Genomic DNA, 13,551 nt, shown 5'->3' on the forward strand with positions numbered 1-13,551 from the left:
TTTCAATGCTGCGTCTGGCCGCACCTTACCTTGAAAGCCAAAAACCCGTCCGGTTACCCGGACGGGTTTTGCTGGTCGTGAGTGCGAAGCGAGGTTACTTCGCCGGAATGGTCAAGGTCGCGCCGACAGGAAGCCGGCGTGGTTCGTAGCCTTTGTTGGCCTCGGAGATCACCTTCCACTTGGCGCCGTCGCCGTAGGCCTTCTTGGCGAGATCCCAATAGGTATCGCCGGCGACGATGACATGGCTGGCTTCGGCCGGGGCGGCGTCAGCCGGCTTTGCCGGAGCAGGTGCGGCTTCGGCCGGTTTTGCCGGTTCGGCCGGAGCCGGCGTTGCCGGGGCGGTTTCCGCCGGGACAGTCGGCGGCGTGGTGGTGATGTCGCCGGAGCCTGCCGGCAATGCGGGCATCGCCGGCTCCGCCGGTGCAGCCTCGGCCGGTTTTGCCGGTTCCGCTGGAGCAGGTGCCGGTTCGGCTGGTTTTGCCGGCTCGGCGGCCGGGGCAGCCGCTACGGTTGCGGCAACCTCGGTGATGCGGCCGTCGAGCTTGGGCGTGTAGGGCCGGTGCGCGGCGAGATAGTCGGCGACCACCTGTTCGAGGCCCGGGCCGTAATCATAGGCGTTCTTGGCCTTCTCGGCGAAGACCTTGTAGCCGTCGCCGCCCTGGCGGACGTAATTGTTGGTGGCGACCAGATAGTCCTTGTCCGGATTGATCGGCGCCCAGGCACCGTTCTGCATCACCTCGACCGACTTGACTCGGCCGGCATTGGGCGCGACCGACTTGTCGAACGAGTATTTGAGACCTGCCACCTGCGGGAAGCGGCCGCCGCCGTCCTCGACCTGGCTGACGCCGTTTTCCAGCCCGGCAACCAGATCCTTGCCGGAAATCTGGAAGGTCGCCAGCGTGTTCTGGAACGGCAGCACGGTCAGCACCTCGCCCATGGTGACGGTGCCCTTGTCGATCGAAGCACGCAGGCCGCCGCCATTCGAGACGACGATCTCGACGCCCTGTCCCTTGACGCGGTCGAGGATGGCGTCGGAGACGAGGTTGCCCATCGCGCATTCCTTGGTGCGGCAGCTTTCGCGGCTGCCGTCGATGGCCTCGGTGGTCTCGGCCACTTCCTTGTTCTTCAGCGCCTCGATCGGCGCACCGAGTTCCTTGATGCGGGCAAGAACGGCCGGATCGGGAGTGATCGACTTGTCGAGGAAGATCGGGTCGCCGCTGGCTTCCTTGACGTTGCCATTGTCGTCGAACACGACCTTGAATTCGCCGAGATATTTCGAATAGGACGCGGCCTGCACGACAGGCACCTTGGAGCCGTCGGGGTTGTCGACCATCGTCGGATAGGGGCCTTCCGCCTTCGGGTCGGTGTTGGACAGAAGCGAATGGCTGTGGCCGCCGACCACCACATCGATGCCCGGGATCTTGGCGATGACATCGCGCTCGCGCCTGTAGCCGATATGGGTGACGGCAATGATCTTGTTGACGCCTTGCGCCTTCAGCTTCTCGACCTCGGCGGTGATCGACTTCACGTCGTCCTCTATGGTAATGTTGGGGCCGGGAGAGGCGAGTTCCGGCGTGTCGTTGGTCACGGCGCCGACAATGCCGATCTTCTGGCCGCCGACCTCAAGCACAATCGACGGCTTGATCTTGCCTGCGGCGCCGGACTTGTCGTTGGGCACGACATTGGCGCTGACGATCGGGAACTTCGCCTTGTCGAGATAAGGCACCAGCGCGCTCTCGCCATCGTCGAATTCGTGGTTGCCGAGCGTCACCGCGTCGGGCTTGATCTGATTGAGGAATTCCTCCTCCGCCGTGCCCTTGTAGGTGATGTAGAACAGCGATCCCTGAAAGCTGTCGCCGGCATTGAGCAGCAGCACGTTCTGGCCTTCGAGCTTCTTGCGCTCCTGTGCGATCGCGGTGACCAGCCGGCCGGCGCCGCCGATGCACTCACCCTTGGTCTCTTCCTCGGCCGAGCAGGTCGACTCGTATTTGTTGTTGCCTTCGATGCGGCTGTGCCAATCGTTGAAATGCAGGATGTTCAACGTGTAGTCGGCAAAGGATGGTGCGGCCGACAGGCCGAGTGTCGAGGCAGAGAGGGCGGCAATGGCGGCGAGCTTCTTCATCTTCGTCTCCCGGATATGATCAAAGGCGTTTAACGCTCTTGCCCGACTGCAGGATAACAGCCAGCATTTCGGGTATGTTCACATCGCGGTTGTGGCGATGCAAGAAGAATCAGGGCGGATAACCGGTCGGTTTGCCGGCATAAAAAGGCGGCGGCATCGCGCCGCCGCCATGCGCAAAGCCGCATGGGAAAGGTTCAGCCGCGCCTGGTCAGCACGAAGTTCTGCCCGGCGGAGCTGGTGCAATTCAGCTGGTTTATGGACACCAGCAGGCAGTTGAAAGCGATTGGCTGCTGCCGGATAAGCGAGGTTCCGTTGATCTCGACCGAGGTGGCGCCGGTCTTGGTGTAGCTGCCGTCAGCGAATTTCTCACCGGTCTCCGCCGAAACGGTGGTGAAGACGCCGCCGTTCAATGTCGAGACCGCCTTGCCTTCGGCGTTCAGCCATGAGCCTTCGACGCCTCGCGCCTGCGATGAGATCGGTGGCCCGTCGGAGCCGCCGGTGGTGCAGGCGGCAAGCATCGTCGCAAGAGCGCCCGCCGCGCCCGCAGAAAGAATTTTGCGCGCAATCGTCATATCAAATCCTCTCCTGACGCATCGGCCCAATCGTCAAACGACGTTTTGGAGAACACGATGTGCGTGGCCTCATGTTTCCAGAGCCGTCCCTCGTGCGTCCAAATGGATGCACACTGCTCTCGTCCGCATCCCTTCAATCGCCCGATTTCCGGGCGATTGCAAGGCAGTGAGGCAGGGGTATGGAACCGCTATCGAACGAGGATGTTGCGGAATTGCCACGGGTCGCTTTTGTCGAGGTCCTCGGGAAACAGGCCCGGACGGTTATCGAGCGGCGTCCAGTCGGTGTAGTAGCCCTTGACTGGTCCGAGATACTGGGACTGCACTTCCAGGCAGCGCTTGTAGTCCATCTCGTCGGCCTCGACGATGCCGGCTTCCGGGTTTTCCAGCGCCCAGACCATGCCGGCGAGCACGGCCGAGGTGACCTGCATGCCGGTAGCGTTCTGGTAGGGCGCCAGCTTGCGGGCTTCGGCCAGCGACAGCTGCGAACCGTACCAGTAGGCGTTCTTGGCATGGCCGTAGAGCAGCACGCCAAGCTCGTCCACGCCATCGACCAGCTCGTTTTCGTCAAGCACATGGTGGACCGGCTGCGGCTTGCCGGCAGCGCCGAACATTTCGTGGAGTGACAACACGGCGTCGTTGCAGGGGTGATAGGCATAGTGGCAGGTCGGGCGGTATTGCACCTTGCCCTTCTTACCGCGCACGGTGAAGAAGTCGGCGATCGAGATCGCCTCATTGTGCGTCACCAGGAAACCGTATTGCGCGCCCGGCGTCGGGCACCAGGAGCGCACGCGGGTGTTGGCGCCGGGCTGTTCGAGATAAATCGCAGCCTTGGAGCCATGCTTGTGCTCCTTGCCGTTCTTCGGCATCCATTTCTCATGCGTGCCCCAGCCGAGCTCGGCCGGCTGCAGCCCTTCCGAGATGAAACCCTCGACCGACCAGGTGTTCCAAAACACGTTCATCGGCTTCGGCTTCTTGGTGCGCTGGGTGTCGCGCTCGGCGATGTGGATGCCCTTGACGCCGGCCTTCTTCATCAGCTTCGCCCAGCCGTCACGGTCGTCCTGCGCGGGTTCGGAAAACTCGAGGCCGAGGTCGCCGGCAAGGTTCAGCAGCGCCTGCTTGACGAACCACGAGACCATGCCCGGATTGGCGCCACAGGTCGAAACCGCGGTAGCGCCGCCGGGCTTGTCGTGCTTCTCCTTGATCAAGGCTTCGCGCAGCGCGTAGTTGGTGCGGCTGGCATTGTCGGCCTTGGCGTCGAAATAGAAGCCGAGCCACGGCTCGACGACGGTGTCGATGTAGAGCACGCCGAGCTTGCGGCAGAGCCGCATCAGGTCGACCGAGCCGGTATCGACCGACAGATTGATGCAAAAGCCCTGGCCGCCACCATTGGTCAAAAGCGGCGTCAGCAGTTTCTTGTAGTTTTTCTCGGTCACGTGCTCCTGCACGAAGGCGATGCCGCGCTCGTCGAGCAGCTTGCGGTCGGTGTCGAGCGGGTCGATGACCGTCATGCGCGACTTGTCGAATTTGAAATGGCGCTCGATCAGAGGCAGCGTTCCCCGTCCGATCGAACCAAAGCCGATCATCACGACAGGGCCGGTGATTTCACCGTAAACGGGCCAGTTTTCATTCGCCATTTTATCGAGCACTCCTTCAAGCAACGCGCCAAAACGGCCGTTCGACCGCCGCGCGACAAACCATAGATCATTGTCACAATAAAGCGAAAAGCAGGGATAAGGTTAGTTCCCGACGGCGCAGATGCGCCTACGGTTCGAGCAGTTTCGCGAATTCCGGCGTGAGCAGCGCTTGTGCTTCGGAGTCCGGGATTTCAACGAGATCGCCGGCGCAAGCCTGGATGACGTTGGGCAAACCTTGCAGTCCGAAGACCAGAACCTGCCTGTCGCCATCGCGCTTCAGGCTGGCGCCGAGATAGTCGCCGATCAAATCGTCGATGCCGCATTCGGCCTCGTAATCCACCTCGGTCTGGTCGCTTGGCTTCTTGCGCTTCTCCTTGACGAAGGTGGCCAGCGAGGGGCCTGGCTTGCCGTCGACCGTATCGGAAAACATGTCCTGAAGGGTAAGCAAGGCGCCACGGCGCACGTCCATGACATAGGCGTCGGAATAGTTGTTCGGATGCGCACCGCCGCAATAGAGGCTGCCGGATTCCGACCAGCTCATCAGCTTCGGCGTCAATGACGTAACTTTGGACGTCGTGTCTTCATAGCCGCCAAGCGAATCGTCGTCCATGCCCTCCATCGGCGGCCCGTCGTGGAAACCGGCATATTGCAGCGCCGCGCACGTCAAGGCGCTGAGGCTGTCATGCCAATGGCGGTTCTGCAGCAAGGCATTGGCGGCTTCGATCGGCGCCCTGCCGGCGAGATCGACGATGCGCGGCCTGGCGAATTTGGTGCGCGGATCGGTGACATAGTTGTAGGCTGCATCCGGCCAACCTTCCTTGGCGTCTGCCTTGGGCGCAAAATCCAGCTTGAGATAGTCGTAGGGCGATGCCGCCATGGTGATCGGCGCATCGTCGCCCGAGAATGTCATGTCGGTGAAATCATAGAGATCGCGTGGCGTCGTCGCCGGCGTCTCCGTCTGGGCACGGCTGGCGATCCTTGTCAGCTTCAGCGGCAGGGTCTTTTTGGCCGTCCAGGTGCCTTCCAGCGTCTTGCCCTTGTCGGCGGAACTCAACCGCCAGACGGCGCCGATGGGTGGAGCCTGGCCGTCGCCGCACTTCTTGGCATCGCAGGCTTCTTCCTCGGCCAATTGAAAGGTGGCGCCCTTGCTCGACTTCGCCTGCAGAGGAATATCGACGCCCTTGGAGCGGTAGAAATAGCGCGCCGCCAGTGCCTCTCCAGCCGTCGCCGGATCACCGGTAAACTCGACGACGATGTCGATGTTGCCGAGCTTCCCCGCATAGGTCACCGGTTCCGCATGCGCTGTTGCCGGCAACGCCAGGAATGCACCGAGCAGGACGGCTAGCTTCAGAACATGTCGGATCATCGTCACTCCTTAGCCATGGTTTGCAGGCGTTGCACCAGCCGGTCACGGTCTGATGTCATCCCCTTGTAGTCGAGTTGAGCCTCATCCAGCGCCTGCAATTGCGCCGCGAAAGAGGCGGCAAGCGTTGCCCGGTCGGGATGCCGCGCCAGCACTTTCAGCGGGTCGAGATGGATGCGGATGGTGAACAGGATGTCGCGCGACAGAGGCAGTTTGCGCAGCGTCTGGCGCTCCACGCGGATGAAGGCATGGGTGTTGACGTCGCCGTCGGGAAATCGCGAGGGGCGCCTGGTGGCGCGGTCGATGCGCTCGACATTGGAGAGCGGATGATAGAGCGCGTCGCCGGCCTGGATCGACCAGTTGAAGCGTTCGACGGCCTGGCCCTGCAGGCCGTCGAACATGCGGTTGATGAGCTCGGCCGGCCTGGTGCCCGGACCGAAGCCCGGCACCGGTGCGTGGATCTGCTGCAGCGGCCGGCCGAATTTCTCGACCAGCGACCAGGATGACGGGAAACACAGCGAGCCGGCGGCGAGCCGCCAGCCGGTGTCGTCACGACGCATCAGGATCAGGTCTTCCTGGACGAGCAGCGACGCTGCGACCAGCGGGGCATCGGGGAAGGTGGCGTCAGAGTCGGCTTTGGCGCCAATGACCTCAACCCCGGCATTGGTGCGCCGGTACATCCCGGGAAATGTCGACAGCAGATGTGCTTCGATGAGGCCGCGCACTTCGCGCTGGGCTTCGCGCGTGCCGTCTTCCTCGACAAACACCTTGTCGGGAATTTCGGCATACAGCCGGCGCTTTTCGGCGAGATGGTCGAAGAGATACCGGTCGACCTCGATCCACTTGTCGAGTTCGAGCGGCTTCAGCCCGATGGTGAAGAGCTTTGAGGAGCCATCATAGGGCGTGTGCGTGGGCTGACGAGAATTCATGCTTCGCTAGAAAGTGTCCAATGCCGGCGGTTATTCTCGCAGCCGCTTCGTATCAGGCCAATGTTGCCGGGATCAAGCCGCGCAGAGAATTGCCGACGAACAGTGTTTTGGCGGATTTCAACTCGTCATAGCTGTAGATCGCCTCCTGGGCGCGGCCTTCGTCCAGCAGCTCGGCGCGCAATACGCCAGGCAGCAGGCCGCAGTCGAGCCTGGGTGTCATCAGCATGCCATCACCGAAATCGGCGAAGACGTTGGTGATGGTGCCTTCGCAGATTTCGCTGCGCTCATTTGCGAGCAACACTTCGTCGGCCTGGGTGATCAGATATTCGGAGCGGGCGTGGGTGTAGATCTGTCGCCGGCTGGTCTTGTGGCGCAGCAGCGCGTCCGAGGAAGAGAGCCGGACCCGCGCCAGTCGCAGCCGCCAGACCTTGTCGGCGGCGAACGGCTCATAGGGCTGGACCGAGGCGGTCACTTCGCCATTGCGCTGAAGGACGAGCCGGGTGCGCAGCGCCTTTTGCTGCGCCCCGATAGTATTCGCCAGCACCTCGCCGATCCGCTGCGGATCGCAGGCAAAGCCGAGTTCTTCCGCCGAGCCGTAAAGGCGCGCGAGATGGCGTTCGAAGCGCAGAAAGCCCTGGCCGGGCTCCCAGCGCATCGTCTCGATCAGCTCGAAATCGGCGGTGTCCCCGTCGCGAAGCGCGCCTTCAGCAGACACTCCTGATACTCCTCTTGCGCCGTCGAATCGAAGACGACGCCGCCGCCGACATTGTAAACGGCCTCGCCACTGGAAAAGAGCGATATGGTGCGGATCGCCACCGAAAAGCGCATCATGCCGGCAGGCGCGATCCAGCCGATGGCGCCGCAATAGACGTCGCGCGGTGTCTCTTCCAGCTCGTGCAGGATTTCCATGGCGCGGATTTTCGGCGCGCCGGTGATCGAGCCACAGGGAAACAGCGCGCCAAAGATTTGGCGGATGCCGAGATCAGGCAGAAGCTTCGCCCGCACACGGCTCACCATCTGATGGACGGTCGGGTAGCTCTCGATGCGGAACAGTTCCGGCACTTCCAGCGTGCCGACCTCGCTGATCAGCGAGATGTCATTGCGCAGGAGATCGACGATCATTCGGTTCTCGGCCTGGTTCTTTTCGTCGTTGCGCAAGAAGGACTTCAACCGCGCGTCCTCGGCCTTGGTCGCGCCGCGCGGTGCGGTACCCTTCATCGGATGGGTTTCGATCATGCCTTCGGCATTGATCTCGAAGAACAGCTCGGGCGAACGCGACAAGACGATGGGATCGCCGAGCGAAATCAGCGCGCCATACTTGACCGGCTGGCGTCCTGTCAGTGCGTCGAAGGCAGCAAGCGGATCGCCCGACCATTGGGCACGGACCGGAAAGGTCAGGTTGCCTTGGTAGCAATCGCCCTTGCGGATGTGGTCGTGAAGGCGCGCGAAGCGTTGGGCGTAGTCCTGAGCGGACCAACTGGCCTTGGCGTCGAAGATGGGGCCATTGGTGGCCGGCGCATCGTTGCGCGGCACGGCCTCTTCGACCGGAGCATCGAACACACCCAGACAAACCAGTGGCGCGCGCCGGCCTTCAGGCAGCAGCGGCACCAGTTTCGGTTCGAGCAGATAGCCCGCTTCGTAGGAGAAATAGCCGGCCAGCCATTTGCCGGCATCGCTCGCCGCCTGCGCGGCCGCCAGCGCCGGCAGAAAATCCTTGCCATCATAGGCAATGATGATGTCGGCCGGGTGGTCGAAGACCAACTGACGGCCGCTTTCATCGTTGCGGAAAATGGCAGAGGGCAGGGGCATGGGGCTCGGGTACTGCGGTCGATGACGCCAGAACCGCTCTATATGGGGGCCGGGCGGCGTGCAATCGAGGGAGCGGCGTCGCAGGGCGCAAAGACAGTGGCGAATGCAAAAACAAAGACGGCGCCCGAGAGCGCCGCCTTCTGGTTATGTTGCCGATGACAGATCAGCTGTTGTTGGCGGTCCCGGCGCTCGGGAATTGGCGTGCGAACTCCTTTTCGTCGCCGGCGGCAAGCAGCTTGGCCTGCTCGACCCACTTTTCGCGAGCGATGCGGCCGTCGAAATTCAGCGTGTCCTCGATGCGCTTGACGTCGGCCGCGGTCCAGCCGGCGATCTGCGCGTAGGTCGTGACGCCAAGGCCCTTGAGCAGTTTGTCGTTGACCGGGCCGATACCGATCAGGCGACGCAAATTGTCGGCCTTCCCAGCTGCCGGGGCGGCCTTCTTCGGGACGGCGGCGGGCTTTGAAGCCGCGGCTTTGGGCGCGGCCTTGGCGGCGGCAGGTTTGCTGGCCGCTGGTTTTGCGGCCGCGGATTTGGCCGCAGCTGGTTTGGCCGCGGCGGGTTTGGCGGGGGCAGGTTTCGCGGCCGAGGCGGACTTGGCCGTTGCCGCTGTCGACACCAGCGCGGCCGGCGCCGAACTGGAAGGCTTGGCGGATGGAGTCGATGTTTCACGCAGCCGGCGTTCGAGATCGGCGCGGGTCTTGCCGCAGGCGTCGAGTTCGCCAGTCAGACGATCGGCGTCGGCGCGCAGTCTGTCACGCTCGCTGCGGGTGCGGTCGAGATCGCCGCGCAGGCTGTCAAGTTCGCCGCGCAGCCGGCCCCAGATAAACCAGCCAACCAACACACCTACAAGGAACGCCAGGACAATGTAAAAGAAGGTCATCGTCTCTCTCCAGTCGGATCCGTCCGCCGCCGTCCCAAGTCATGACCTTGGCAGATCGGATCATCCAATGTGGTTCGGCGGCTCAGGGAACAGCCGGTCTGTCGTCGACTGTCGGCGTTCGGCTTTCCCGCCCATTGCCAACCGTCGCTGTCGCATTCGTCAGACCGCTGCCATGGGCCGGGATGCTGTCCGGCCTTAAGCCGCGCGCCCGGCTGAGCTTCGGTCGGAAAGCTATCATACGGCTTCGGGAAAGCTAACGGAAAATTTCGCCGGAGAGTTATTCAAGAACAGATATTTAGAACAAGAACAACGCTGCCGTCACATGCATTCCGGCTAAACTGTTCTGCGATTCCGCAAAGTCGAGACCGCTCCTGAACCTGTCACTCTGCGCCATCGGTCCAATGGGTGCGCGCATTAACTGTCGAGCGCTTCCAACTCGTCGATCAGGCCGCCGATCACGCCAAGCCCGATCTGCCAGAAGGCGGGGTCGGTGGCGTCGAGGCCGAAGGGCGCGAGAAGCTCCGAGTGATGCTTGGTGCCGCCGGCGCGCAACATCTCGAAATACTTGTCCTGGAAGCCATGCTCGGCGTTCTGGTAGACCGCGTAGAGCGAGTTCACCAGGCAGTCGCCAAAGGCATAGGCGTACACGTAGAAGGGGGAGTGGACGAAGTGCGGGATGTAGGTCCAGAAGACCTCATAGCCCTCACGCAGCTTGATCGCCGGCCCCAGGCTTTCGGCCTGCACCTCGAGCCAGAACTGGCCGAGCTTGTCGGAGGTCAGTTCGCCGTTCTTGCGCTCTGCATGCACCTTGCGCTCGAACTCGTAGAAGGCGATCTGGCGCACGACCGTGTTGATCATGTCCTCGACCTTCTGGGCGAGCATCGCCTTGCGCTCGCGCTTGTCGGTGGTCTGGTCGAGCAGCGAACGGAAGGTCAGCATCTCGCCGAACACCGAGGCCGTCTCGGCCAAAGTCAGCGGCGTCGAAGCCATCAGGGCGCCCTGGCCGCCGGCCAGCACCTGATGCACGCCGTGGCCGAGTTCATGCGCCAGCGTCATCACATCGCGCGGCTTGCCCATGTAGTTGAGCAGCACGTAAGGGTGCGCCGAAGGCACGGTCGGATGGGCGAAGGCGCCGGGCGATTTGCCGGGCCTGACCGGCGCGTCGATCCAGTTGCGGTCGAAGAAGGTGCGGGCGATCTCCGCCATGTCGGGGGAAAAGCGCTGATAGGCCGACAGCACAGTGTTCCTGGCATCATCCCAAGGAATCACCGCTTGCGGCGTTTCGGGCAAGGGGGCGTTGCGGTCCCAGTGGTTCATCACCTCCATGCCGAGCCAGCGCGCCTTCATCGCGTAGTAGCGATGAGACAGGCGCGGATAGGCCTCGCGCACGGCAGACGCCAGCGCATCAACCACGCTGCGCTCGACGCGGTTGGCGAGATGGCGGGAGTCGGCGATGTCCTCAAAGCCACGCCAGCGGTCGGAAATCTCCTTGTCCTTGGCCAGCGTGTTGGTGATCAGCGTGAAGGTGCGCAGGCTCTTGCGGAAGGTTGCGGCCAGCGCTTCGGAGGCGCGGCGGCGGACCTCCCCATCGGCGTCCTGGAGGCGGTTCAGCGCCGGCTCCAGCGTCAGTTCCTCGCCGTCTATGTCGAAGCGCAGATCGGTCATCGTCTCGTCGAACAGCCGGTTCCAGGCACCGCGTCCGGTGATCGATTTCTCATGGAACAGCTGCTCGACCCGGTCCTCGAGCTGGTAGGGCTTGTCCATTCTGAGGTCGAGCACCCAGGGGCGGTAATGGGCAAAGCCGGCGTCGGCGGCGAGGGCTGCTTCGAGCGCCTTGTCGTCGATCAGGTTCAGCTCCAGCGCGAAGAACAAAAGATGCGCGCTGGCGTCGGTCATCTTCTCCTGGATGTCGCCATAGAGCTTTGCGCGCTGCGGATCGGCGGTGTTGCCGGCATAGATCAGGCCGGCATAGGAGACGATGCGGCCGATCAGTTCCTCCAGCGCCTCATAGGCTGTCAGCGCCTCGCCAAGCCTGCCGGCGCTGCCGCGCTCGGCCTCCGCAGCCAGCGTGCCCTTCCAGCGGTTCTCGAAGGCGACGGCATCGGCCGCCGCCTTGGCAAGGTCGCGCTTCAGTTCGGGCGCCTCCATGCCGGAATAAAGATCGGCGAGATTCCATTCCGGCAGGTCGCCGAGTTCCGCCGCGCCCTGACCGGACGCTACCGCCGCAAGCTGCCGACCGAGAATCCTGCTCATCAACAATTACCTTCTGGAATCAAGGGGAAAGGACAAGCCGGTCAAATCCTAAGGAATTCGTTCACCGGGTTTTTTGAAACCTTGTTTAGAACCCTGTGCCAAGATGATCCATGGGAATTTCCCAGGCGGGCAACTCAAATCAGTCATGACAGGTTCCATTCTTATAGTCGATGACGATCCCGTGCAGCGCCGGCTGCTCGAGGCGGCGGTGACGAAATTCGGCCACAGCGCCATCGTTGCCGATGGCGGCGAGGCCGGTCTGAGCGCGCTTGACGGACCCAATGCGAGGGATATTTCGGCAGTCATCCTCGACCTTGTCATGCCGGGCCTCGACGGCATCGGCGTGCTGAAGGCGATGCGCGAGCGCGGCATCACTGTTCCCGTCATTGTGCAGACTGCGCAGGGCGGCATCGAAACGGTGGTTTCGGCGATGCGCCACGGCGCTTTCGATTTTGTCGTCAAGCCGGCGTCTCCCGACCGGCTGCAGACCGCGGTCGGCAACGCGCTCAAGGTCGAGGCGGTCGAGGACGAGGTCAAGCGCACGTCGCGGCGTCGCGGCGGCCACCTGACCTTCAAGGACATGATCACGCACAGCCCGGCGATGGACCGGGTGATCCGCCTCGGCCAGAAGGCTGCGGCCTCCAACATCCCGATCCTGATCGAGGGCGAATCGGGCGTCGGCAAGGAATTGGTGGCGCGCGCCATCCAGGGCAGCGGCGAACGCCGCACAAAGCCGTTCGTCACCGTCAATTGCGGCGCCATCCCCGACAATCTGGTCGAATCGATCCTGTTCGGTCACGAAAAAGGTTCGTTCACCGGCGCCACCGAAAAGCACACCGGCAAGTTCGTCGAGGCGCATTCGGGCACCCTGTTCCTGGATGAGATCGGCGACCTGCCGCTCGACGTGCAGGTCAAGCTGTTGCGCGCCGTGCAGGATGGCGAGGTCGATCCGGTCGGCGGCCGTTCCACCGTCAGGGTCGACATCAGGCTGATCTCGGCCACGCACCGCAACCTTCTGCAGCAGGTCAAGGACGGCAAGTTTCGCGAGGACCTGTTCTACCGGCTCAACGTTTACCCGATCGTCGTGCCGCCGCTGCGCGACCGCCGCGACGACATCCCCTATCTGGTCAAGCATTTCATGGACAAGGTGGCGCCGGCGGGCAATCGCCTGCACGGCATCTCGGATGCCGCACTGGCCATGCTGCAGGCCTATGATTGGCCGGGAAACATCAGGCAGCTGGAAAACGCCGTGTTCAGGGCCTCGGTGCTTGCCGAAGGCGATGTGCTCACGACTGACGAATTTCCGCAGATCCGGGCGCAGGTCGACGGCACCGTCAATCTCGACGCCGATGCGTCCTTGTCGGACCCCGGCATGGCCTTGAGCACCGGATCGCAAGGCGATGGCGCGCAGACTGATGACGCCGGTACTGCAGCTGCCGAGCTCGCCCCTCCGGCCAGGTTGCTTCAGCGTTTCGGCACATTGAGGGCGCTGGACGAGCGTGGCAATGTGCGTGCGCTGGCCGATGTCGAACTCGAAATGATCAAGCTCGCCATCGACCATTACAACGGCCAGATGAGCGAGGTCGCACGGCGTCTCGGCATCGGCCGCTCGACGCTCTACCGCAAGCTCAAGGAATACGGCATCGACCCGGAAACCGGCCGCCTCGACCGCCTTGCCTCCTGAACGCCGAATTCCACAGCTTGCCAACGCAAGGCCGGGACCAGCTTGCCATGCCACATCCGGCGCTGCATAAGGGTTGGGGCGGGAATATGGCTGATGCGGACAGCGTTGTTCACGCATTAAGGCCAGCGGTAACAGATCGTGTAGCGGGAAAAGGCTGAATCTTGATCTAAACCAGCAGTTTACCAAGAAATCCTGTGTATATTTTTGACGGGATATCGCCACGGTGTTACCGCATTTCGGCTTCAATAAGCGATGATTAACCATTAGGATCGATATTCGGATGTGAGAACCACGCATCCGTTTGG

10 protein-coding genes are annotated in these 13,551 nt (G+C 62.7%); 1 reads left to right on the forward strand and 9 read right to left on the reverse strand.

The features are described 5' to 3' along the window. Positions 1–94: 94 nt before the first annotated feature. The 9 genes from NKI32_RS00730 to NKI32_RS00770 all read right to left on the reverse strand — a co-directional run bounded on the left by NKI32_RS00730 (position 95) and on the right by NKI32_RS00770 (position 11,562). Positions 95–2,122, reverse strand: coding sequence for a bifunctional metallophosphatase/5'-nucleotidase (locus NKI32_RS00730; RefSeq protein ID WP_023695712.1), 2,028 nt, complete (start codon positions 2,120–2,122; stop codon positions 95–97). Between the two features lie 194 nt (positions 2,123–2,316). Next, the gene (locus tag NKI32_RS00735) at positions 2,317–2,694 is read right to left on the reverse strand and encodes an Omp10 family outer membrane lipoprotein (protein WP_023683250.1); all 378 of its coding nucleotides are present in this window, start codon (positions 2,692–2,694) and stop codon (positions 2,317–2,319) included. Between the two features lie 188 nt (positions 2,695–2,882). Continuing rightward, entirely contained in the window at positions 2,883–4,328 is a 1,446-nt protein-coding gene (locus tag NKI32_RS00740; RefSeq protein ID WP_023828222.1) for a homospermidine synthase, read from the reverse strand. Positions 4,329–4,455: 127 nt separating this feature from the next. After that, a complete protein-coding gene (locus NKI32_RS00745; RefSeq protein WP_352462029.1) occupies positions 4,456–5,694 on the reverse strand; it encodes a hypothetical protein in 1,239 nt (412 codons plus the stop codon). 2 nt (positions 5,695–5,696) lie between these two features. After that, positions 5,697–6,620: a heme-dependent oxidative N-demethylase family protein gene (locus tag NKI32_RS00750; RefSeq protein WP_353001538.1), complete on the reverse strand. Its 924-nt coding sequence runs from the start codon at positions 6,618–6,620 to the stop codon at positions 5,697–5,699. A gap of 52 nt (positions 6,621–6,672) precedes the next feature. After that, entirely contained in the window at positions 6,673–7,335 is a 663-nt protein-coding gene (locus NKI32_RS00755; RefSeq protein ID WP_353001540.1) for an aminotransferase class IV family protein, read from the reverse strand. After that, positions 7,284–8,429, reverse strand: coding sequence for an aminodeoxychorismate synthase component I (locus NKI32_RS00760; RefSeq protein ID WP_353001542.1), 1,146 nt, complete (start codon positions 8,427–8,429; stop codon positions 7,284–7,286). Before NKI32_RS00760 ends, NKI32_RS00755 begins: the two co-directional genes overlap by 52 nt. A gap of 163 nt (positions 8,430–8,592) precedes the next feature. Then, positions 8,593–9,309, reverse strand: a complete 717-nt coding sequence (locus NKI32_RS00765) for a helix-hairpin-helix domain-containing protein (RefSeq protein ID WP_023683256.1) — start codon at positions 9,307–9,309, stop codon at positions 8,593–8,595. 414 nt (positions 9,310–9,723) lie between these two features. Further along, positions 9,724–11,562 carry a M3 family oligoendopeptidase gene (locus tag NKI32_RS00770; RefSeq protein WP_023744200.1) on the reverse strand — a complete coding sequence of 613 codons (1,839 nt, stop codon included), beginning with the start codon at positions 11,560–11,562 and terminating at the stop codon, positions 9,724–9,726. Between the two features lie 145 nt (positions 11,563–11,707). Between NKI32_RS00770 and NKI32_RS00775 the strand changes: the two genes are divergently transcribed. After that, positions 11,708–13,246 (forward strand): sigma-54-dependent transcriptional regulator, encoded by a 1,539-nt coding sequence (locus NKI32_RS00775; protein WP_023671940.1) that lies wholly within the window; start codon positions 11,708–11,710, stop codon positions 13,244–13,246. Positions 13,247–13,551 lie beyond the last annotated feature (305 nt).

Source organism: Mesorhizobium sp. M0761 (genome assembly GCF_040320205.1).
Classification (GTDB): Bacteria; Pseudomonadota; Alphaproteobacteria; order Rhizobiales; family Rhizobiaceae; genus Mesorhizobium.